The organism is Kitasatospora sp. NPDC097691 (genome assembly GCF_040302665.1).
Classification (GTDB): domain Bacteria; phylum Actinomycetota; class Actinomycetes; order Streptomycetales; family Streptomycetaceae; genus Kitasatospora.
Genome location: NZ_JBEORY010000009.1, coordinates 109,192 through 131,044, shown reverse-complemented (window position 1 = coordinate 131,044; position 21,853 = coordinate 109,192). Strand labels below are relative to the sequence as shown.

The following is a 21,853-nucleotide window of genomic DNA, read 5'->3' as shown; positions in this document are numbered from 1 at the left end:
GACCTAGAGATCGTAAGGGCCAACACGCCACCATGGCTACACCCGGTGAAACGCCGAACGCGAAGTGCAACCATGGAGACACTCATGCCCTGCAACAACCCCACCCCTCCCTTCCAGGTGGTCCTGTACCTGGCCAAGGACCACTCCTCCTTCCCCGAGCGCGAGTTGCGTGCGTGCGAGGACTACGCCAAGGCCTTCAACTGGGGCATCGACCTGATCGTCGTCGACGACGAGGCCGCCACGAAGGGGCCCGAGCACCGCCCCATGCTCCGCGCCGCCCTGCAGCGGGTCCTCGACCGGCAGGCCGGCGCCATCCTCGTGCCGAGCAAGGCCGCGATCTCGCCGATCGAGGGTGAGTTCGCCGACTTCTCCAAGCGCGTGGAGAAGGCCTCCGGGTTCATCCAGGTGGCGACCCGGCGATGACCGACGACCACCCCGCCGCCGCTCCCCCCGACCCCTCCGGGTTCGAGATCCGACTGATCGACTCCACCAGCCCGCACTTCGTCGCGCTGGAGTGCTGGGGGCTCTGGGACCGCGAGCGCAACGAGTTCCTCCGGGTGCCGGGTTCCTCCGACCGGGTCAGGCGCTTCTACACCGTCGCGGCCGCCGTGGCCTATCGCGCACACAATCGGATGACTCAGATGAACCGTCAGTCTCCTTGATACGTACGCCAGTTGCCACCTCACCCCCGCCTCGACAGACGCCGATCAATAGTGTTCTGATGATCCCTCCATTTCGATCATTATCCGAACATCTACTGACTTGCGTCAGTGAAGTGGGGGTCCGGTGCGGATTGCGCGCGGCATGAACGGTCTGCTGGCAGCGGGGGTCGTCTCGGCCCTCGCCCTGACCACGGGATGCTCCGGCACGCAGGGCAGACCCACCGCCACCGGCACCACTCCCGCGAGCCCCGCATCCACCACCCCGCCCGCCGCTCCCGCCGACACCCCCGCCCCGGCCCCCACCCCCGTGCCCACCTGGGACGGCCAGGTCAAGGTGCTCGGCGACGGCTCCACCTCCAACACCGGACCGCAGCCCAAGCAGCCCAAGCCCGAGAAGCTGAAGCCCGGCGAGCGGCCGCCGCAGTTCGTCGTCTTCTCCTGGGACGGCGCCCTGGAGGGCGACGAGCGCCAGTTCTCCCACTTCCGCAAGCTGGGCGTGGAGAACAACGCCCAGATGACCTTCTTCCTGACCGGCATCTACACCCTCCCCAAGTCGAAGCGCACCCTCTACCGCCCCCCGCAGCACGACGCCGGCTCCGCGTCCATCGACTTCGCCACCGACGCCCACATCAAGGACACCCTGGAACAGCTGCGCCTGGCCTGGCAGGACGGCAACGAGATCGGCACCCACTTCAACGGGCACTTCTGCGGCCCCCAGCCCGGCGGCGGGGGCGACTGGTCCACCGACGAGTGGACGAGCGAGCTCGACCAGGCGATCTCCTTCGTCACCAACTGGAAGACCAACACCGGCTTCAAGGACCTCCCGCCCCTCCCCTTCGACTACACCAAGGAGCTGGTCGGCGGCCGCGCCCCCTGCCTGGAGGGCCAGAAGAACCTGCTGACGGCCGAGAAGGCGAAGGGCTTCCGGTACGACGCCAGTTCCCCCGGCGAGTTCCAGGTCTGGCCCGTCAGGAAGGACGGCATCTGGAACTTCCCGCTGCAGCTGCTGCCCTTCCCCGCCAAGGGCTCCCAGCGCCTCTCGATGGACTTCAACTTCCTCGCCGGCCAGTCCGGCGACAGCACCAAGGGCGACCCGAAGAAGTACGACGTCTGGGAGAAGGAGACCAGGGACAGTTACCTCGCCGGCTTCGAGCGCGTCTACAACGGCAGCCGCGCCCCGCTCTTCATCGGCAACCACTTCGAGGACTGGAACGGCGGCATCTACATGCAGGCCATCGAGGACGTGATGAAGAGCGTCTGCAAGCGCGAGGAGGTCCGCTGCGTCTCCTTCCGCCAGGTGGCGGACTGGCTGGACGCCCAGGACCCCAAGGTGCTCGACAAGCTGCGCCAGCTGGACCCCGGGCAGCCGGCCGACTGGGCGCGCCTGGTCAAGTAGGGCGAACCGTGGGGCCCGTGGCACCACGGGCCCCACAGGCAGCACCGGCAGCACGCCTACCGTCCTCCCACCGCCTTCATGTACGTCGTCCAGATCCGGCTCGGCAGCGCCGAGTCCGGGGTGTCCGGCGCCGCCCCGCCAAGCCCCTCCAGCGGGAGCAGTTTCATGTCCTTCAGGTCCGCCCGGAAGACGGTGACCGCCGTGGCCAGCTGCCCGTTGTAGCCGACGGACCACCCAGCCGTACGGTCCGCCGTGGTGCCCGGCTTCGCGGCCAGGTCCGGGCCGGCCTCCGTCGCCCAGGTGGCGCTCCCGCTGCGGACGGAGCCCTTGAGCGCCGCGTCCACCTCTCCCGCCACCGCCGCCGGCAGCACCTGCACGGCGGTCGGCAGCCGCAGTTCGAGCGGCGCGCCGTTGCGGGTGATCCTGAGCACCGAGTACGGGTCGGTGCGGTTGCCGCCCGCCGCGAAGGCGGTGTAGGCGTCCGCCGTCCTGATCGCGCTGGGCGTGGAGTTGCCGACCCCGAAGGCCGGCACCAGTTCGCCCATGCTGTCGGGGAGCAGCCCGAGGTCGGCGGCGGTCTTCTGCACCCGGTCCAGGCCGACGTCCATCCCGAGCTGCATCAGCGGCCCGTTGACGGACTGTTCGACGGCGTTGCGCAGGCTGACCTGCCCCCAGTTGCGCTTGCCGTCGTTGGCGGTCTTCACGATCTTGCCGTCGCGCCCCCAGTACGGGCCCTCGGGCGTCAGTACGTTCACCCCGTTGTCCCCGTTGTAGGGGGTGGTGGGCGTCACCGGGGTGCGCTTGCCGCCGCGTTCGCGCTGGACGCCCTGGCTGAGCCCGGAGGCGTACACCACCGGGGTGAAGGCCGAACCGATGGGCACCGTCGAGGTGTTGGCGTTGTTGAAGCCCTGCTTGAGGTAGTCGGGCCCGCCGTAGAGCGCGACGATCCTCCCGTCGGGGGCCACCGAGGCGGCGCCGACCTTCAGGAGTTTGTCGGCCTCGCGGTTGTCGGGGTCGATCCCCGTGGTGGCTTCCTGCACGGCTGCGGCGAGGGCGGTGACCTTCGGCTTGTCGAAGGTGGTGTAGATCTGGTGGCCGCCGAGGTCGAGCTGGGCGGGCGTGATGTCGCTGTGGCTCTCCACGTAGGCCCTGGCCATGTCCACCAGGTAGCCGACCTGGCCGCTCAGCCCGGCGGACTTCGGCTGCGGCTTGGGCTCGGGGAACACCGTGTACCGGGCGCGTTCGGCGCGGGAGAGCTTTCCGACGTCCACCATGCGGTCCAGGATCCAGGACCACCGTTCCTCGGCCCGCTTGTGGTTGTCCGGCCCGAGCCCCGGGTCGAACTGCCCGGCTCCCTTCAACAGGGCGGCCAGGAAGGCCCCTTCGCTCGGATCGAGCTGCGAGACGTCCTTGCCGTAGTACGCCGCGGCGGCCCGCTGGATGCCGTAGCTGCCGCGCCCGAACCAGCTGCTGTTGAGGTAGCCGGCCAGGATGTCGTCCTTGCCCATCCGGTCGTCCAGCTTGATCGCGATGACGGCTTCGCTGAGCTTGCGGGACATGGACTGGCGCTGGTTCAGGTAGATGTTCTTGACGTACTGCTGGGTGATGGTCGAGCCGCCCTGGGTGTCGCCGCCCGAGACCATCTGCCACACCGCGCGGCCGATGCCCGTGGCCGAGATCCCCGGGTCCGAGTAGAAGGTCTCGTTCTCGGCGGCCAGCACCGCCCACCGCACCGACTCCGGCACCCGGTCCAGCGGCACCTCCTGCCGGTTGGTCTCGCCGATCCGCGCCATCTCGGTGCCGTCGGCCCAGTAGTAGACGTTGTTCTGCTGGGTGGCGAAGGAGTTCAGGTCGTCGGGCACCTTGGTGGTCGTGAAGAACCAGGTCAGCCAGCCCGTCAGCGCCACCACCCCCACCCCGGCCACCACGAGCACCTGCCGCCAGGACGGGAGCCAGCGGCGCACCCCGCGCCTCCCGCGGCGCGGGTAGTCGATCCGCCGCACCGGACGCCGCCGCCGGCGTCCGGGCTTGTCCTCCTCGGCCGCGCCACCTCGCCGTGCACGCACAGTCCGCTCCCCGCTCCGTTCGTGGGCACAAACCCCTTCGAACAGATACACGGCTCCGAGGGTGGGTCCGGGCAGCACATTGGCGGTGTGATCGTCGTCATATCTCGCGTGACGGCAGGTCGGCAGCCGCCCGTCGCCGGTCTGCCAGGGCCCACCCACGGGCCACCGACGGGCCACCCGACGGCCCCGGCAGAACCGGACCTCCGCCGCGGTCGCTCCGACCGCCCGTCAGAATGACGTCATGAGGTTGATCCACACCGTGGTCGGTGCGCTGCTGCTCCTGCTGGTCGTCGGCAGCATCCTGCGCACCCTGGTCGTCCCGCGCGGGCTGTACTCGTCCCTGGTGAACCGGCTGTGGAGGGTGCTGCGCGGCGTGCTGCGGCTCTCCGCCGCGCCGATCGGCGGCTACCGCGCGCAGGACCGGGCGCTCACCTGGCTGGCGCCGCTGGTGCTGCTGGGCATGCTCACGGTGTGGCTCAGCGGCATGCTGATCGCCTACACGCTGCTGCTGCACGGCACGTCCTCGCTCAACTGGACGGTGGCCATCCGCGAGGCCGGGTCCAGCCTCTTCACCCTGGGCTTCGCGAGCGGCGACCGCCTGCACCTGTCCGCGATCGACTTCATGGCCGCCGCCAGCGGCCCGCTGGTGATCGCCCTGCAGATCTCCTACCTGCCGACCCTCTACGCCGCCTACCAGCGCCGCGAGACCGAGGTGACGCTGCTGCAGTCCCGGGCCGGCGAACCGGCCTGGGGCCCCGAGCTGCTGGCCCGCCAGTCCCTGGTGGACACCGAGACCGCGCTCCCCCAGCTCTACCGCGACTGGGAGCGCCTGGCCGCCGACATCGGCGAGAGCCACTCCAACTACCCCGTACTGCTGTCCTTCCGCTCCCCGCAGCCGAACCGCAGCTGGGTGGTCGGCCTGATCGCGGTGATGGACGCCGCCGCCCTGCACCTCTCCCTGTGCCCGCGCACCTCCCCGCCCGAGGCCCGGCTGGTCCTGCGCGCCGGGTTCACCGCGCTGCGCGACATCGCCCGCTCGCTGCGCATCGACTTCGACCCCGACCCGGACCCGGCCGTGCCGATCCGGCTGAGCTACGCCGAGTACCTGGGCGCCGTCGCGATGATCACCGCGGCCGGCTTCCCCCACGAACGCCCGGTCGAGGACGCCTGGGCGCACTTCCACGGCTGGCGCGTCAACTACGAGACCGTGGCGTACGAACTGGCCCGCCGCAGTGACGCCGTCCCTGCGCTCTGGACCGGCCCGCGCGACTTCCACGCGCCCGTCATCCCCCCGGCCCGGCCCACCGACCGCCGCCCGGGAACAGCCCAGCCGCCCCTGCCGCCGGCCTGACCGGGGCCCGGCCGTCCTTCCGTCCTGTCCCCCTGAGCCCCGCAGCCGGCGGCCTCAGACCTCCACCGGCCCGCCCTCGGCGAGCGAGCGCTCGGCCGCGGCGAGGATCTCCACCACCCGCAGCCCGAAGTCCGCGTCGCACGGGTGCGGCTCGCCGGTGGCCGCGGCGGACCGCAGGGCGTCCAGCGCCCGGTGCAGGGCGGCCTGCGGGCCCTCGCCGCGCTCCGGCAGCTGCACCACGCCGTGCTCGCCGCGCAGCTCCATGCCCGTCCCGCCCGCCGCGACCGGCGCCGTCAGGCTCAGCGCGAGCGTGCTGGACGCGCCGCCGGCGTGCCGCAGCACCAGGTGCACGGCGTCCTCCGGACCGGCCGCCGCCGTCACCCGCGTCGCGTCGCCGAGTACCGGCAGCAGCACGGACAGCGCGTGCGGGCCGACGTCCCACAGCGAGCCCTTCTCCCGGCGCCACGGCGAGGCCGCGTACGGGCTGGAGCTGCCCGGCACGAACACCGAGCCGTACCAGTCCGAGCGGCCGGTGTACCAGCCGCCCAGCGCCGCCTGCTCCTCGAGCCACGGGATCTGCGGGCCGCCGAAGCGCACCGTGAAGAACACCACCGAGGCGACCTCGTGCTCGCGGACCGCCGCGGCCACGGCCTCGGCGTCCGGCACGGTCAGCGCGACGGGCTTGTCCAGCAGCAGGTGGCAGCCGGCCTCGGCGGCCCGCACCGCGAGGTCCGCCTGCACCGTCGGGGGCAGGGCGACGGAGACCGCGTCGACGTCGGCCAGCAGCCGGTCGAGGTCCGCGTACCCGGGCACGCCGTGCGCCGCGCCCAGGGCCTCGGCCGCCTCCGGGCGGCGGCCCCAGACGCCGGTGAACTCCAGCCCGGGGTGCTCCGCCAGCACGGGCGCGTGCACCCGCTCCGCCCAGGTGCCGGTGCCCAGCAGTCCGATCCGCACGATGTCTCCGTTCCTCGCCGTTCCCGGCCGTTCAGTACTTCGGTGCTTGAGTGCTTCAGTGCTGCACGCGGGCGAGCGTGAAGCCGTCGTAGCCCTTGCTGCCGACCGTCTGCACCGAGGTCGCGGTGACCCTCGGCTCGGCCGCGATCAGCTCGTGCAGGGCCCGGGTGCCGACCACCGCCGGGTCGGTGCTGGCCGCGTCGGCGACCGCGCCGCCGCGCACCACGTTGTCGACGATGATCAGCGAGCCCGGCCGGGTCAGCTGGAGCGCCCGGCGGAAGTACTCGGGGTTGCTCGGCTTGTCCGCGTCGATGAAGACCAGGTCGAACGGCTCCGCGCCCTGCTCCACCAGTGCCGCCAGCGAGTCGGCGGCCCGGCCCAGCCGTACCTCGGCGATGCCCTCCAGGCCCGCGGCGGCCAGGTTGCCGCGCGCCACCTCGGCGTGCCGCGGGTCGATCTCCAGGGTGATCAGGGTGCCGTCCGCGGGCAGCGCCCGGGCCAGCCAGATCGCGCTGTAGCCGCCGAGCGTGCCGACCTCCAGGATCCGCTTCGCGCCCTGGGTCAGCGCCAGCAGGTGCAGCAGCTTGCCCTGGTTGGGGGCGACCGCGATCTTCGGCAGCCCGGCCGCGTCCGCGGCGGCCGCCGCGGACTCCAGCACCGGGTCGTGCCCGACCAGCTGTTCGGAGAAGTACGCGTCCACGGCGTCCCAGGTCGGCTGCAACGTCATCGGGCCCTCCGGAGTGCAAGATCGGCAGGTACTCCGCCGATGCTACTCCGAGGGCCCGATGGCTCCGGGGCGACCGTTCGTCACGGTCCGCCGCCGAGGGTTCACTGCGTCGTCAGTGCACGGTCACTCCGCGACCGGGGCCTTCGCCGCCCCGGCGGCGGCCGCCGCCGCCGCCTGCTCCGCCTCGATCCTGGCGTGCGTCTTCGCCGCCCGGCGCTTCATGATCCAGGCCGACAGGCCGCCGATCACGATCGCCGCGGCCAGACCGGCCCAGGAGAAGCGGGCCAGCCACGGCTCGATGCTCTTGCCGACCTTGTAGACCAGCAGCGTCGTGCCGCCGGCCCAGACCACGCCGCCCAGCACGTTGGCGATCAGGAACTTCCAGTACGGCATCTTCAGCGCGCCCGCCAGCGGACCGGCGAAGATGCGCAGCAGGGCGATGAACCGGCCGAAGAAGACCGCCCACATGCCCCACTTCTGGAACGAGCGCTCCGCGGTGGCCAGGTGCGAGGGCCCGAAGTGCTTGGGGAACCTGCGTCCCATCTTCTCGAAGAGCGGCTTGCCGCCCTTGCGCCCGATCGAGTAACCGATCGAGTCGCCGATGATCGCACCGGCGATCGCGCAGGCCGCGACGCCCCACGGGCTCACCACGCCCTTGACCGCCATCAGCGACGCCGTGACCAGAGCGATCTCGCCGGGCAACGGGATGCCCAACGACTCGATCAGGATGATCAGACCGACGACGGCGTACACCGCCGTCGGCGGAATGCCCTCGATCCAGGCGTCGATGTGCAAGGCCAGTACCTCCGTGGCAGGACGGGGCCGACCGCGCTCCCCCTGGAGCCGCGGGCCGGTCCCGGCAGTTGTCCGATGGCGGCACGGCGCCGCTTCCCCTCAAAGCAGCGTAACGTGCCGGGCGGCCTGTCCCCCCGGCCGATCACCTGTGGGTACGACGTGCGGCCGCACGCCATGGTTCCAGTCCGACCACCATTTCTTCAAGACTCGGCAAAGTGCCCCTGACCTCGGACGACCCCCGGTCCCGGTCACCGTGCGCCGGCGATTTCCTCCAGACGCCCGACCAGCGCTGCCGGGCTGGGCCGTGCGGCGATCTCCGCCTGCACCTCGCGAGCGGTCCGCCGGTGGTCCGGTACGTCCAGCAGCTGCCGCAGGAGGTCCTTCACGGTGGCCGCGGTCGCCTCGTGCGGGGCGCAGGCCAGTCCGACGCCCCGGGCCGCGATCACGGCCGCGTTCGCCGGCTGGTCGGCGAGCCGTGGCACGACCAGCTGCGGAACGCCGTGGGCCAGTGCGGTCAGCGCGGTCCCGGCACCGCCGTGGTGCACGATCGCGGCGCAGCTCGGCAGCAGGGTGCTGAGGGGCACCCAGCCGGCCACCCGCACGTTGTCGGGCACCGGGCCCAGCGCCGCCGCCTCGTCCTCCCCCATGGCGAGGACGAGTTCGACGTCCAGCCCGGCGCACTCCTGCAGGAACGCGGTGAGCTCGCCGAGTTCGCCGGACAGGGGCAGGACGCTGCCCATGGTCAGGCACACCCGCGGCCGGGACGGCGCTGCCAGCGCCCACTCGGGCAGCAGCCGGCTCTCGTTGTAGGGCACGTAGCGCATCGACCACTCGGTCGCGTCGTCGCGGCCCCCCATGCTCGGCGGCCGGACGTCGATCATCGCGGCGGCCGGTGCCGGTTCGTCCAGGCCCAGCTTCGCCCGGGTGGGTTCGAGGTACCGGGCGATGTTCCCGCGGTACGTCACCGCCTGCTCGTCACTGCCCGCCCAGGCCAGCCGGACGCTCTGCTCCACGTGGGGCACGCCGAGCGCGGCGGCCACCAGGGGCCCGGCGCCCTGCTCCAGGGTGGACAGCACGAGGTCCGGCTTGAACTCCTCGGCGACCCTCAGCAGGCCTTCGGCCATCTCCTCGCCGAACAGTCCGAGTCCGCCGCGCCGGGGCCTCGGGGCACCCGGCGGCGTCGAGTTGATCACCCGGCTCGCTTCCATGAACTCGGCGAACACGTCCCGGTCGGGGCAGACGTCGACCGCCTGGAGACCGGCCGCGACCAGCGTCTCGGCAGCCCGGCCGTTGTTGGCGACCAGGACCTCGTGCCCGGCGCTGCGCAGCGCCCAGGCCAGCGGGACGGTGGGCAGGAAGAGCCCGGAGCCGGGGGCGGCCGTGGACAGTACCCTCATGAGAAGTCTCCTTCCGAAGCGTGCGCGTCGTCGACGAGGAGCCTGGGGGTTCCCGGGTTCGCGCCGAGGCGCTCGACGAGGCCGGTCGTGGTGATGAGCAGGGCGGGCCGGGCATCGGCGAGCATGAACCCGATGCGTTCGGCCGGGTAAGCGGGATCGATGGGCAGGTAGGCCGCGCCCGCCTTCAGCACGGCGAGCAGCGCCACGACCATCTCGGTCGAGCGCGGCACCGCCAGGGCGACGATGTCCTCGGGCCCGATGCCCCGGTGCCGGAGGGCGGCCGCCAGCCCGTTCGCGCGGTCGTCCAACTCCCGGTAGGACGTGGCCTGTCCGTCGTACCGGACGGCGACGCTCTCGGGCGTGGCCGCGGCCTGTGCGGCGAAGAGTTCGGCGACCGAGCGGTCCGGCACCGGGCCGGCCGTGTCGTTCAGCCCGACGATCAGCCGGTGCCGTTCCTCCGCGGTCAGGACGTCGATCCCGCCGACGGCGGTGTCCGACGCGCCGGTGGCGAACCCGCCGAGCAGGTGCACGAAGCGGTCGGCGACGCGCCGGGCCGCCGGACCGCTGACGAGGTCCGGCCGGTAGCCGAAGCAGAGCACGATGGTCTCGCCCGGGTGGGCGATCAGGCTCAGCGGGTAGTGGATGCTGTTGTGCGCCTCCGTGCCCGTCACGCGCACGCCGGCGACCGAGTCGACGCTCCGGTCCAGCGGGTAGTTCTCGAACACCACGAGCGAGTCGAAGAGGTCGCCGTCGACCTCCGACAGGCCCTGGATCTCGGTCAGCCCCAGGTGCTGGTGGGCGCCCAGCCGGGACTGCTCCTCCTGCAGCCGGGCGAACAGCCCGGCGAGGGTCTCCCGCGGGTCGATCCGGACCCGCACCGGCACGGTGTCGACCAGCATCCCGACCATGGCTTCGACGTCCGGCAGCTCGGGTGCCCGGCCGGCCACCGTGGTCCCGAAGACGACGTCGTCACGGCCCGTCAGCCGGGACAGCAGCAGGCCCCACGTGCCCTGGACCACGGTGTTGGTGGTCAGGCCCAGTCGCCGGGCGCGCTCGCCGACGGCCGCGGTGAGGTCCGCGGGCACGGTGACCAGCACCTGCTCGGTCGGCACCGCCGTGCGGGTGTCCGCGTTGGGGGCCACCCTGGTGGCCTCCTCCAGGCCGGCCAGCGCCGCGCGCCACACCGTCCGGGCCTCCCCGGCGTCCTGGCGGGCCCGCCAGGCGAAGAAGTCCTGGAGCGGCACGGCCGGCGGCAGCGCCGACGCGTCGCCGCCGGCGCCGTAGACCTCGAAGAGCTCGCGCAGCAGCAGCCCGGTGGACCAGCCGTCCAGGACGGCGTGGTGGTTCGTCAGCACCAGCCGGAACCGGTCGGAGCGGCGTCGGACCAGGGTGAAGCGCAGCAGCGGGGCCGCGGCCAGGTCGAACCGCCGGGTGCGGGCGTCCAGGGTGATCCGCCCGACCTCGGCCTCGAGGTCGCCGTCCGCGACCGCGGTGAGGTCCACCTCCTCCCACGGCACCGGCGTCTCCGACTGGACCACCTGCACGGTGTCGCCGGAGGCCCTGCGGCGGAAGCTCGCCCGCAGGGTCGCGTGCCGCCGGACGACGGCCTCCACCGACCGCCGCAGTGCGGTGGCGTCGAGCGGCCCTTCCAGGTCCAGCGCCACCTGCACGTTGTACAGGGCCGAGCCCTCCTCGTCGTACGCCGCGTGGAACACCAGCCCTTCCTGGACGGGCGTGAGCGGCAGGACGGTCTCGATCCTGGGCGTGCGCTTCGTTGCGGTTGTCACAGCTCCCCCTCCAGGGCCAGTTCTTCCTGAAGCCGGTCGATCTCGTCCTGGGACATCGAGACCAGTGGCAGGTCGGACGGGCTGTGGCCGCCCGAGTCGGGGCGCCGGGCGTGGTCGACCAGCGCGCGCAGGGCGCGGAACCAGGTGGCTCCGAGATCCTCGACCTCCGCCGCCGTGAACAGGTCCGCCGCCCAGGACCACTCGGCCACGAGCACCGGGGCAGAGCCGTCGTCGTCCCGGACGAGGGTGTTGACCTCCAGCGCGTGCGCCAGTGGCAGGTCCGGGTCGGCGCCGCCGGTGAACCCGCCGATCTCGTACGCCGGCGCCCACGCGTCGGTCCCGGCGGGCGTGCCGAACCGGCCGAGGTGGTTGAAGCCGATCTGCGGCCCGGGCAGCCCGGCGAGGACGTCCCCGGTGGCCGGGTTGAGGTGGCGGAGCAGGCCGTAGCCCAGACCGTGATCGGGGATGGCGGCCAGTTGCTCCTTCACCCGCTTCAGCACCCGCCCGGTCTCGGGCCCGGCCGCCCACAGGTCCGGCCACTCGACCTCGCCCGGGTCCAGCCGGACGGGGTGAACGGTGGTGAACCAGCCCACCGTACGGGACAGGTCCACGCCGCCGACCGCGTCCTCCTCCCGGCCGTGGCCCTCGACGTCCACCAGCACCGCGTCGGCGGGACGACCCCGCCGACGGCACCAGTCCTGCACCGCCAGCGCCACCGCGGTGAGCAGGACGTCGTTGACCGTGGCGTGGAAGACGGTGGTCACGTCGGTCAGCAGCGCCTTGGTGGCGTCCGCGGGCAGCGTCAGCTCGACGCTCCGCCGGGTGGCCACCACGTCCCGGGCCGGGTCCGGAGTCCGCCGGCCGAGCGGCGCGTCGCCGCCTTCCAGCATCCTCGTCCACAAGGCGAGTTCCGCCGTCCGCCGGGCGCTGCCGGCCTCCTCGGCGAGCAGCCTCGACCAGCGGCGGAGCGAGGTGCCGACCGGCGCCGGCGAGGCGGGGGCGCCGCGCCCCAGCGCGTCGGCGGCCTCCGCCAGGTCGCCCAGCAGGATGCGCCAGGAGACGCCGTCGACCGCGAGGTGGTGCACGGCCAGCAGCAGGTGGCCGGGGGCGGCCGGGCCCGCGTCGAGCCACACCGCCTGCCACATCGTGCCGTCCTCGGGAGCCAGCCGGTCCCAGGCGAGTTCGGCCTGCCGCCGGGCGGCCGCGCGCAGTTCGTCGCCGGTCAGCCCGGAGACGTCGTGGCGGGCGAGCCGGTGTGTGGGATCGGCACCCGGCTCGGTGATCTCCAGGTCCCAGGGGGTGTCGCTGTCCTTCCGGTGGAGCCGCAGCCGCAGGGCCTCGTGACGGTCCGCCACCGAGCGCAGCGCCGCCAGCAGCGTCCGCTCGTCGATTCCGGCGGGCAGCCGGACGAACATCGACTGGTTGAACCGGCCGACCGGACCGCCCAGTTCGCGGAGCCGCTCCATCACCGGAGTCGGTGCCAGCGGCCCGGGACCGGCCTCGGTGTCCTCCTCGGCCACGGGGTGGGCGTGCTCGCGCGCCGCCCTGGCCAGGCTCGCCGGGCTCCGGTGGTCGAAGACGTCGCGGGGGGTGAACTCCAGGCCCCGGCGGCGGGCTCGGCTGACCAGCTGGATCGAGGTGATGCTGTCCCCGCCGAGCGCGAAGAAGCTCTCGTCGGGCCCGACCCGTGGCACGCCCAGGGTCTGCGCGAAGAGTTCGCACAGCAGTTCCTCGCGCTCGGTCCGCGGGGCCCGGCCGGTGTCCGGGTCGCTCCCGCCCGGCTCCGCCGCCGGCAGGGCGGCTCGGTCCAGCTTCCCGTTGGCGGTGACCGGCAGCCGGTCCAGGACGACGTAGCCGGCCGGGACCATGTAGCCGGGCAGGGCCTGCGCCGTACGCTCCGCGAGGTCCGTGACGTCCGGTGCCGCGCCCGGGCGCGGCACCACGTAGGCGATCAGCCGGGTGGTGCCCGCCGTGGTGTCACGGGCCAGGACGACGGCCTGGGCGACGTCCGGGTGGCGGGCCACCACCGCCTCGATCTCGCCGAGTTCGATCCGGTGCCCGCGGACCTTCACCTGGCTGTCGACGCGGCCCAGGTAGTCCAGCGCGCCGTCGGGGAGCCGGCGGGCGAGGTCGCCGGTGCGGTACATCCGGCTTCCCGGAGCACCGTAGGGGTCGGCGACGAAGCGGTCCGCGGTCAGCGCGGGTCGGTTGAGGTAGCCGCGCGCGATGCCGGTGCCCGCCAGGTACAGCTCGCCGGCCACCCCGGCCGGGACCGGGCGAAGTCGGCGGTCCAGGACGTAGGCCCGGGTGTGCGGCAGCGGGCGGCCGATGGGCGGGGCGAGCACCTGCGCGTCGGCGCACGGCCAGTCGGTGGCGTACACCGTCGCCTCGGTCGGCCCGTAGAGGTTGACGATCGCCGTTCCGGGCAGCGAGCGGCGGATCTGCCGCACCAGGGGCTCGGGCAGGGCCTCGCCCGCCAGCACGAGCAGCCGGGCCGCGAAGGTCGGTGACGGGTCGGCGAGCAGCCCCGCCAGCGCGGAGGGGACGCCGCTGATGAGGGAGCCCTGCCAGGGCCGTTCGGCCAGTTCGAGCAGGTCGCGGACGATCTCCACCTGGCCGCCGGCGGCCAGCGGGGCGAAGAGCTCGAACACCGAGACGTCGAAGGAGAGCGAGGTGGCGGCCAGGACCCGCTGCAGTCCGTCGTCGCCGAACCGCTCCACGGCCCAGCCGACCAGGGCGTTCATGTTGGCGCGGGAGACGGTCACGGCCTTGGGCTGCCCGGTGGACCCGGAGGTGTAGATGACGTAGGCGGTGCAGTCCTCGGGGACGGGCCGGTCGGGGTCCGGCGGGAGCGAGCCGGACGGGCCGGCCGGCTCGCCGAGCGGGCCCGGGTCGTCCGGGGCGAGCCGTGCGAGCCGGTCTGCCGGCGGCAGGCCGGGCACCTCCTCGCCGCCGGTGAGCACCAGCACGGGCGCGGCGTCCCGGATCATGAACGCGGTCCGTTCGGCGGGGTGCCGGTGGTCCAGCGGCAGGTAGGCGGCGCCCACCCTGAGCACGGCCAGCAGCGCGACCAGCAGTTCGGCCGACCGCGGCACCGCCACCGCCACCAGGTCCTCCGGGCCGATGCCCCGGGCCCGTAGCTGCCGGGCCAGCCGGTCGGCCCGCTCGTCGAGCTCGCCGTACGTCAGCGCGCCGGTCGCGCCGACCACCGCCGTACGGTCGGGTGTCCGCGCCGCCCGTTCCCGCACGGCGTCGGCCACGGCGACGGGCGCTGCCGGGGTCCCGGTGTCGTTCCACTCCTCGATGAGCCGGCGCGTCTCGGCCGGCTCCAGGGCGTCGATGCGGTCCACCCGGGTGTCCGGGTCCGCCCCGGCGATCGTCTCCAGCAGCCGGGTGTACCGGCGGACGACCTGCTCGGCGTCGTCGGCCGAGAAGAGGTCCGGCCGGTAGGTGAACTGCAGGTCGAGCGAGGGGCCCGGGGTGGCGATCAGTGCCAGCGGATAGTGCACGTCGTTGTGGGTGCGGACGGCGGCCACCCGCGGGCCCCCGGCCGGCGTCGCGCCGTTCAGGGCCTCCGGGTCCAGCGGGTAGTTCTCGAACACGCTGATGGTGTCGAAGAGTTCGCCGTCGATTCCGGTCAGGCGCCGGATCTCGGCGATCCCGAGGTGCTGGTGGGTGGCGAGGCGGGACTGCTCGTCCTGCAGCCTGGCCAGCAGGGCGCCGATCCGCTCCTCGGGGCGCAGCCGCAGCCGTACGGGGACGGTGTTGATGAAGCAGCCGATCATCGTCTCGGTGCCCGGCAGCTCGGGCGGGCGGCCCGAGACGGTGGTGCCGAAGACGATGTCCTCGCTGCCGGTCAGTCGGCTCAGCAGGAGTCCCCACGCGGTCTGCACCACGGTGTTGAGCGTGACGCCGTGCGCCCTGGCCCGTCCGGTGAGTGCGGCGGTGAGGGGTTCGGGCAGGCGGACGGAGCGGGACGCGGGCTGGACGGAGGCGTGGGCGTCGCCCTGCGGTGCCAGCCGGGTCGGCGCGTCGAGTCCGTCGAGCGCCGTGCGCCACGCCTGTTCGGCCGCGGGGCGGTCCTGGCCCGCCCGCCAGTCCAGGTAGCTGCGCCAGGTGCCGACGGGCCGCGGCGGGCTGCCGGCACCCCGGGTGCCGTAGGCGGCGAACAGCTCCTGCAGCAGCAGGGGCATCGACCAGCCGTCCAGGACGATGTGGTGGTTGGTCACCGCCAGGGTGTGGCGGCCCTCGCCGAGGCGCAGCAGCGTCAGACGCAGCAGCGGCGCCTCGGCCAGGTCGAAGCGGCGGCCCAGGTCGTCCCGGACCTCGGCCCGGGCCCGTTCCGTCCGCTGCTCGGGGTCGAGCCCGCTCAGGTCCAGGTACCGCCACGGCAGCGGGACCCCGGCCCGGACCACCTGGACCAGGCCGCCGCTCGCGCGTTGCCGTACGCAGCTGCGGAGCACCGGGTGGCGGCGCAGCAGGTCCTCGGCCGCCTCGCGCAGCGTCCCGGGGTCGATCTCGCCGTCCAGGTCGAGGGCGATCTGGACGTGGTAGACGTCGGGCGCGTGGTCGTCGTACGCGGCGTGGAAGGCCAAGCCCTCCTGGAGCGGCGTCAGCGGCAGGACGTCCTCGACGTCGGGGCAGGCGGCCTCGATCTCGTCGACGTCCTGCTGGTCGAGCCCGGCGAGCGGGAAGTCGGACGGCGTGTGCCCGCCGGCGCCCGGTCGGCGGGCGTGGGCGGCCAAGGCGCGCAGGGCGGTGGACCAGGTGTCGGCGAGGTCGCGGACCTCGGCCTCGGTGAGCAGGCCATCGGGCCAGGACCACTCGGCGGACAGCTGCGGGCCGCCGTCCCCGTCCTCGTGGACGAGCGCGTTGATCTCCAGTGCGTGCGCGAACGGCATCCCGGGGGCGGCGTGCCCGGCCAGTGCGCTGCCGTCCCGGACCGGGGTCCAGGATCCCCGGCCGCGGGTGGTGAGGGAGCGGCCGAGGTAGTTGAAACCGATGTCCGGGGTGCCGAGGGCGGCGAGGGCGGGGGCGGTCCGCGGGTTGAGGTGGCGCAGCATCCCGAAGCCCAGTCCCTTGCCGGGCACGGCCGCGAGCTGTTCCTTGACGTTGCGCAGCGCGGTCCCGACGGCCGTTGCGCCGGTCCAGGTCTCCGCCGGGCCGGTCACGCCGGGGTCGAGGCGTACGGGGAAGAGGCTGGTGAACCACCCGACGGTCCGGGACAGGTCGGTGCCCGGGACGGCCTCCTCCTCCCGGCCGTGTCCCTCCAGGTCGACCAGCACCGGCGCGGCGGCGCCCCCGCGCCGTCGGCGCCAGTCCTGCACGGCCAGGGCGAGGGCGGTGAGCAGGACGTCGTTCGCGCCGGCGTGGAAGGCGGTGGTCACCTCGGTGAGCAGCGCGGCGGTGGTGTCGCCGTCGACGGAGGACACCAGGGTGCGCCGGGCGGCGAAGACGTCGCGGGTGGGGTCGAGCGGGCGGGCGCCGATCGGGGTGCCGCCGTTCGTGAGCGTCTCCCGCCAGTGGTCGAGCTCCGCCTCCAGTTCGGAGGTCCCCGCACGCTCGGTCAGCTGCTGTGACCACTGTCGCAGCGGGGTGCCGACCGGGGCGGGGGCCGGGCGCCCGCCCTCGGCCAGGGCGGTGTGGGCGTCCGCCAGGTCGGGCACCAGGACGCGCCAGGACACCCCGTCCACGGCCAGGTGGTGGACGGCCAGGAAGAGCCTGCCCGGGCGGTCCGGGCCGGCGTCGAACCAGACGGCCTGCAGCAGCACGCCCCGGTCGGGGTCGAGGCGGTCGAGGGCGGCTTCCTCCCGGACCCGGACGTCCGTCGCGGGGAGCCCTCCGGGCTGGTCGGCGGCCACCCGGTGCAGGCAGTGGCGCGCGTCGACGGAGCCCGCCGGGCGCACCTCCAGCGACCACGCGCCGTCGTCGTCCCGGTCGAGGTGCAGGCGCAGCGCGTCGTGGTGGTCGAGCACGCTCTGCAGGGCCGCCGTGAGGGTCTCCGCGCGCAGTCCCGCGGGCACGTCGAGGGTCAGGGACTGGCCGAACCGCCCGACGGGCCCGCCGAGTCCACGCAGGTGGTGGGCGATCGGCAGCAGCGGGACGGGGCCGACTCCGGTGCCCACCGGGTCCGGGGCGTCCTGGGTGCGGGCCACCTCGGCGAGCCGGGCCACCGTCCGGTGCTCGAAGACCTCGCGCGGGGTGAACAGCACGCCGGCCCCGCGGGCCCGGCTGACCAGCTGGATCGCGCCGATGCTGTCCCCGCCGTGGTCGAAGAAGCTGTCGTCGGCCCCGATCCCGGGCAGGCCGAGGACTTCGGCGAAGAGCCGGCACAGCAGTTCCTCGCGCGGGCCGCGCGCCGGGCGTCCGGCGCCGGTGGCCCGGAACTCCGGTACCGGCAGGGCCCGGCGGTCCAGCTTTCCGTTGGCCGTGGTGGGCAGCGCGTCGAGGACCAGGACGGCGGCGGGGACCATGTAGTCGGGCAGGTTCTCGCGCAGGTGTTCGCGCAGGGCGGCGGCGAGCCGGCCGGCCTCCCGGCCGACCGAGGGGTTGTTGGTCAGGGTCTGCGGCGGCGCCGCCGCCGGGAGGCACACGTCGGTCAGGGCGTCGGTGGCGGCCGCGGCGCGGGGGCCGACGAAGACCACGTCGTGTTCGCCGGCGGCGCCCTCGCCGCACCAGGTGACCACCGTGCGGTAGCCCAGGTCCTCGCCGAGGTCGTGGAAGTCCTCGGGCAGCGGGCCGGCCGGGGCGCCCCCGGCCACCGCCCGCCGGACCTCGGCCATCGGCGCGCCGGCCGACAGCCGCCGGGCGGCGGCCACCTCGGGCGCCAGGCGGGCGTTGGGGACGGCGGTGACCCGCAGCCGCTCCGGCCGGTCGGCGGCGAGGCGGTCCCGGAGGGCGGTCAGGTCGGGCACCTCGGTGCCCCAGCTCGCCCGCGGTGCGTCGAGCAGGGAGACCGGCGCGCGCTGCCCGCTCTTGTGCAGCACCACGTCGTAGCGGTAGCGGCTCAGTTCGGTGTCGTAGTCGCCGCGCTTGGCCCGGATGTCGACGCCGCCGAGGTCGGCGGTCTCCCGCCCGAACGCGGTGAAGAACTGCGGGTCCACCAGGAGTTCGTTCTCCTGCCGCTCCCGCTGTGCCACGGCCCTGCGCACGGCCTCCGGGTCCGTGTCCGCGTCGCCGTGCGCAAGCTGCACGCCGGTATCCAGGAACTGACGCAGCCTCAGGTTACGGACGTCACCGAGGAAGACGGCTCCCCCGGGGCGCAGCAGCCCGAGTGCGCCGCGCAGGACGGTCCCGAGGTAGTCCGCGTCGGGGAAGTACTGCACCACCGAGTTGACGACCACGGTGTCGAAGAAGTCCTCGGGCAGCCCGGTCAGGTCGTCGGCGGGCTGGGTGCGCAGTTCGACCCGCCCGGCCAGGTCCGGCCGGGCGTCGAGGTGCCGGCGCAGCGCGGCGATCGCGGCGGGCGAGAAGTCGGTCGCCCAGTAGCGCTCGGTGTCCGGCACGAGCGGGGCGAGCAGCAGACCGCTGCCGACCCCGATCTCCAGCACCCGGCGGGGCCGCAGGGAGCGGATCGCCTCCACCGTCCGGTCGCGCCACTGCCGCATGTCCTCCAGGGGCAGCGGGCGGTCCGTGTAGCTGCTGTCCCAGCCGGCGAAGTCCTCGCCGAAGGCGGCCCCGGACGGCGCGCCGTACATCGACTGGTAGAGCTGCTGCCACTGGTCGACGTGCTCGCCGCCGGTCCGCTCCTGCCGGGACGCGAGCCGGTGCCGCTCGGGCACCACGTATCCGACGAGGTACTTCCCGGAGCCGCGGTCGTCCCGGGCCACCACCACGGCCTCGCCCACCTCGGGGTGTTCGCCGAGGACGGAGGCGATCTCGCCGGGTTCGATCCGCACGCCCCGGATCTTCACCTGGTCGTCCGTGCGTCCCAGGTAGACCAGCTGTCCGTCGGCGTCCCAGCGGGCCAGGTCGCCGGTGCGGTACATGCGCTCGCCCGGCCGGCCGAAGGGGCAGCCCACGAAGCGTTCCGCGGTGACGCCCGGCCGGCCGAGGTAGCCGCGTGCCAGGCCCTCGCCGGCCAGGTAGAGCTCTCCGGGTACGCCGTCGGGCACCGGCTCCAGGGCCTGGTTCAGCACGTACACCCGGGTGTTGGCGATCGGGCGCCCGATCGGCGGGGCGCCGGTGCGCGCCGGATCGCACTGCCAGGACGTCACGTCGATGGACGCCTCGGTCGGTCCGTACAGGTTGTGCAGCTCGCAGTCGAGGACGCCGAAGAACCGGGCGGCGAGTTCGGCGGGCAGTGCCTCCCCGCTGCTGATCACCCGGCGCAGGCTGGTGCACCGGCCGGCCTCGGGCTCGGCCAGGAAGGCCTGGAGCATGGCCGGTACGAAGTGGACGGTGGTCACGCGGTGCTCGCGGATCACCGAGGCGAGCCGGGCCGGGTCCCGGTGGGCTCCGGGGTCGGCCATGACCAGGGTCGCCCCGCTCACCAGGGGCCAGAAGAACTCCCAGACGGAGACGTCGAATCCGCAGGAGGTCTTCTGCAGCACCCGGTCCTGCGCGGTCAGCCGGTAGCGGTCCTGCATCCAGCGCAGCCGGTTCGCCAGGCCGGCGTGGGTGTTGACCGCGCCCTTCGGCCGGCCGGTCGAGCCCGAGGTGTAGATGACGTACGCGGGCGAGTCGGGTGCGAGCGGGCGCGGGCGGTCGGCCTGGCCGGCGTCCCTGGCGGGCGCCGCGGCCGGAGCCGTCGTCAGCTCGGCGTCGTCGAGCAGCAGCCGCGGGGTGGCGGCGGTGCCGGGCAGTGCGGGCACGGTGTCCCGCGTGGTGATCAGCAGTGCCGGCCGGGCATCGTCGAGCATGTACGCGATGCGGTCCGCCGGGTGGTCCGGGTCGATCGGCAGGAACGCGGCGCCGGACTTGACCACGGCCAGCAGGGCGGTGACCAGGTCCACGGACCGGGGCACCGCGAGCGCGACGACGTCCTCGGGGCCGAGGCCGCGGGCGCGCAGGAGGGCCGCGAGCCGGTCGGCCTGCTCGTCCAGTTCCCGGTACGAGACGCTGCGCGGCCCGTGTACCACCGCCGGGGCGTCGGGGGAGGCCGCCGCGCGGGCCCGGAAGAGGTCGACGACCGTGTCCGGGCCCGTCGGCCGCGCGGTGTCGTTGCGCCCGACGAGCAGCTGCTCCAGGTCGTCGGGGCGGAGGACGTCGAGGGCGTGTGACGGTGTGTCCGGATCCGCCTCGGCCATCCGCTCCAGCAGCCGCAGGAGCCCCCGGGCGTGGACGGCGAGGTCACCGGGGCGGTAGAGCTCGTTGTTGCCGTCGACGTCGATCCGCGCGGCTCCGCCCCGGGCGTCCCCGTAGAAGACGAACGCCAGGTCGTCGACCGGGCCGTTGGTCAGGTTGTGGACCGTCGTCTCGCATCCGGCGAGGTGCACGCCCTCGCCGAAGAACTGCAGGTTGACGTGCGGCCCGACCAGCGGGCTGCTTTCCTCTCCCGCGCCGAGGTCGTTGCGCAGATCCTCGTACCGGTAGCGCTGGTGGCGAAGGCCGAGAAGCATTTCCGCGGAGACGTTCTGCAGTAACGCGGACAGCGGCAGATCCGGTCCGGCCGCAACGCGCAGCGGCACCACGTTGGACGTCATTCCGGGAATGCTGCGCATTCTCTTGCCGAACCGGGCCGTCACCGGCAGCCCGAGCACGACGTCCGGTTCTCCGGTGAGCCGTGCCGTGTAACGGACGGCCGCCGCGGCGTAAACCGCCGGAGGTGTCACGCCGGAACGCTGCGCGAGTTTTCCGAGTGCCGCACCCAATGCGGTGTCGATTTCCACCGTCGCACGGGTCCGGCCGGCCGGACGATTCGGATCCGCCTGTCCGAACGTCGCGGGCGGCGGGCTTCCCGCGAGTTTTTCCGTCCAGTACGACCGGTCGGTGCCAAATGCCGCCGAGTTCCGGTAGGCGCGGTCCGCGCGCAGCATCTCCTCGAAGGGGCCGAGACCGTTTTCGACGGTCCGTCCGGTCACCAGGGCGGTGTACCGGGCAGCAGCTTCCTCCACGAACAGTGCGCCGGAGAAGCCGTCCATGGCCACGTGGTGGGACCGCAGGTACCACAGATGCCGCTCCGGGCCGATCCGCAGCAGCGCGAAGGAGTACATCCGGTCGCCGTCCGGGGCGAGCGGCCCGGCGAGGTCGTCCTGCATCCACGCCGTCGCGGCCTCGTACGGCCGTGCCCGGTCTCTCAAGTCCAGGCAGGGCATGACGAGTTCGGCCGCGTCGTCGATCACCTGGACCGGCTCCGGGCCGGTCGCCACGATGCGGGCCCGCAGGGTCGGACAGGCGGCGAAGGTGCCGCGGGCCGCCCGCACCAGCAGGTCGACGTCGAGCGGGCCGGTGATGTCGGCGTACACCGCGACGCTGTAGTCGAGGCCCTCCCGCGCGAAGCGCTGGGCCAGCCAGATCCCGGTCTGCGCGGAAGTAAGAGCGGATTCATGACGAACTGTTTCGGGCATGCGGAGTCCTTCGCGGAGCCATTGGCGATTGCAGTCCACTCACGAACGGGCGAGGACCCGAAAATCGGTCGGCACGGTGCCGCGCTGAAACGGAGGCGCGCTTCCGGCTGTTTCCTGTGGGGTCCCCGCGAGTTCCGGCGAGGTTTCAGCGCGAAGGTCCGGCGTGGTCCCGGTCCCGAAAAAACTGCACGACCATCTGTACATCCCCCG

General features: G+C 73.6%; 11 protein-coding genes. 4 read left to right on the top strand and 7 right to left on the bottom strand.

Going from position 1 to position 21,853, the window contains the following annotated elements; genetic code table 11:
• The first annotated feature begins 84 nt into the window (after positions 1-84).
• The 3 genes from ABTY56_RS09420 (at position 85) to ABTY56_RS09410 (ending at position 2,058) form a co-directional block, all read left to right on the top strand.
• A complete protein-coding gene (locus ABTY56_RS09420; protein WP_350627854.1) occupies positions 85-423 on the top strand; it encodes a recombinase family protein in 339 nt (112 codons plus the stop codon).
• Positions 420-662: a hypothetical protein gene (locus tag ABTY56_RS09415; RefSeq protein WP_350627853.1), complete on the top strand. Its 243-nt coding sequence runs from the start codon at positions 420-422 to the stop codon at positions 660-662. The genes ABTY56_RS09420 and ABTY56_RS09415 overlap by 4 nt, the downstream gene beginning before the upstream one ends.
• A gap of 142 nt (positions 663-804) precedes the next feature.
• Positions 805-2,058 (top strand): polysaccharide deacetylase family protein, encoded by a 1,254-nt coding sequence (locus ABTY56_RS09410; protein WP_350627852.1) that lies wholly within the window; start codon positions 805-807, stop codon positions 2,056-2,058.
• 56 nt (positions 2,059-2,114) lie between these two features.
• On the opposite strand, the gene ABTY56_RS09405 is transcribed toward ABTY56_RS09410, so the two are convergent.
• Positions 2,115-4,124 (bottom strand): transglycosylase domain-containing protein, encoded by a 2,010-nt coding sequence (locus ABTY56_RS09405; RefSeq protein ID WP_350627851.1) that lies wholly within the window; start codon positions 4,122-4,124, stop codon positions 2,115-2,117.
• Positions 4,125-4,365: 241 nt separating this feature from the next.
• Here ABTY56_RS09405 and ABTY56_RS09400 point away from each other — a divergent pair, with 241 nt between their 5' ends.
• Complete coding sequence (locus ABTY56_RS09400; protein ID WP_350627850.1) at positions 4,366-5,475, top strand: hypothetical protein; 1,110 nt, start codon at positions 4,366-4,368, stop codon at positions 5,473-5,475.
• Between the two features lie 54 nt (positions 5,476-5,529).
• Here ABTY56_RS09400 and ABTY56_RS09395 read toward each other — a convergent pair whose 3' ends face one another.
• The 6 genes from ABTY56_RS09395 to ABTY56_RS09370 all read right to left on the bottom strand — a co-directional run bounded on the left by ABTY56_RS09395 (position 5,530) and on the right by ABTY56_RS09370 (position 21,643).
• Positions 5,530-6,429 carry a Gfo/Idh/MocA family protein gene (locus ABTY56_RS09395; RefSeq protein ID WP_350627849.1) on the bottom strand — a complete coding sequence of 300 codons (900 nt, stop codon included), beginning with the start codon at positions 6,427-6,429 and terminating at the stop codon, positions 5,530-5,532.
• Positions 6,430-6,484: 55 nt separating this feature from the next.
• Entirely contained in the window at positions 6,485-7,156 is a 672-nt protein-coding gene (locus ABTY56_RS09390) for an O-methyltransferase (RefSeq protein WP_350627848.1), read from the bottom strand.
• A gap of 123 nt (positions 7,157-7,279) precedes the next feature.
• Positions 7,280-7,951, bottom strand: coding sequence for a DedA family protein (locus ABTY56_RS09385; protein WP_350627847.1), 672 nt, complete (start codon positions 7,949-7,951; stop codon positions 7,280-7,282).
• A 248-nt stretch (positions 7,952-8,199) separates the two neighbouring features.
• On the bottom strand, positions 8,200-9,348 hold the full coding sequence (locus ABTY56_RS09380; protein WP_350627846.1) for a nucleotide disphospho-sugar-binding domain-containing protein: 1,149 nt from the start codon (positions 9,346-9,348) through the stop codon (positions 8,200-8,202).
• A complete protein-coding gene (locus tag ABTY56_RS09375) occupies positions 9,345-11,135 on the bottom strand; it encodes a condensation domain-containing protein (RefSeq protein ID WP_350627845.1) in 1,791 nt (596 codons plus the stop codon). The genes ABTY56_RS09380 and ABTY56_RS09375 overlap by 4 nt, the downstream gene beginning before the upstream one ends.
• Positions 11,132-21,643, bottom strand: a complete 10,512-nt coding sequence (locus ABTY56_RS09370) for a non-ribosomal peptide synthetase (protein WP_350627843.1) — start codon at positions 21,641-21,643, stop codon at positions 11,132-11,134. The genes ABTY56_RS09375 and ABTY56_RS09370 overlap by 4 nt, the downstream gene beginning before the upstream one ends.
• Positions 21,644-21,853: the final 210 nt, after the last annotated feature.

Excerpts from the sequence above, each read along its gene's own strand:
- ABTY56_RS09420 (WP_350627854.1), top strand. The coding sequence starts at position 85 with ATGCCCTGCAACAACCCCACCCCTCCCTTCCAGGTGGTCCTGTACCTG.
- ABTY56_RS09415 (WP_350627853.1), top strand. The coding sequence starts at position 420 with ATGACCGACGACCACCCCGCCGCCGCTCCCCCCGACCCCTCCGGGTTC.
- ABTY56_RS09410 (WP_350627852.1), top strand. The coding sequence starts at position 805 with ATGAACGGTCTGCTGGCAGCGGGGGTCGTCTCGGCCCTCGCCCTGACC.
- ABTY56_RS09400 (WP_350627850.1), top strand. The coding sequence starts at position 4,366 with ATGAGGTTGATCCACACCGTGGTCGGTGCGCTGCTGCTCCTGCTGGTC.
- ABTY56_RS09390 (WP_350627848.1), bottom strand. The coding sequence starts at position 7,156 with ATGACGTTGCAGCCGACCTGGGACGCCGTGGACGCGTACTTCTCCGAA.
- ABTY56_RS09380 (WP_350627846.1), bottom strand. The coding sequence starts at position 9,348 with ATGAGGGTACTGTCCACGGCCGCCCCCGGCTCCGGGCTCTTCCTGCCC.
- ABTY56_RS09370 (WP_350627843.1), bottom strand. The coding sequence starts at position 21,643 with ATGCCCGAAACAGTTCGTCATGAATCCGCTCTTACTTCCGCGCAGACC.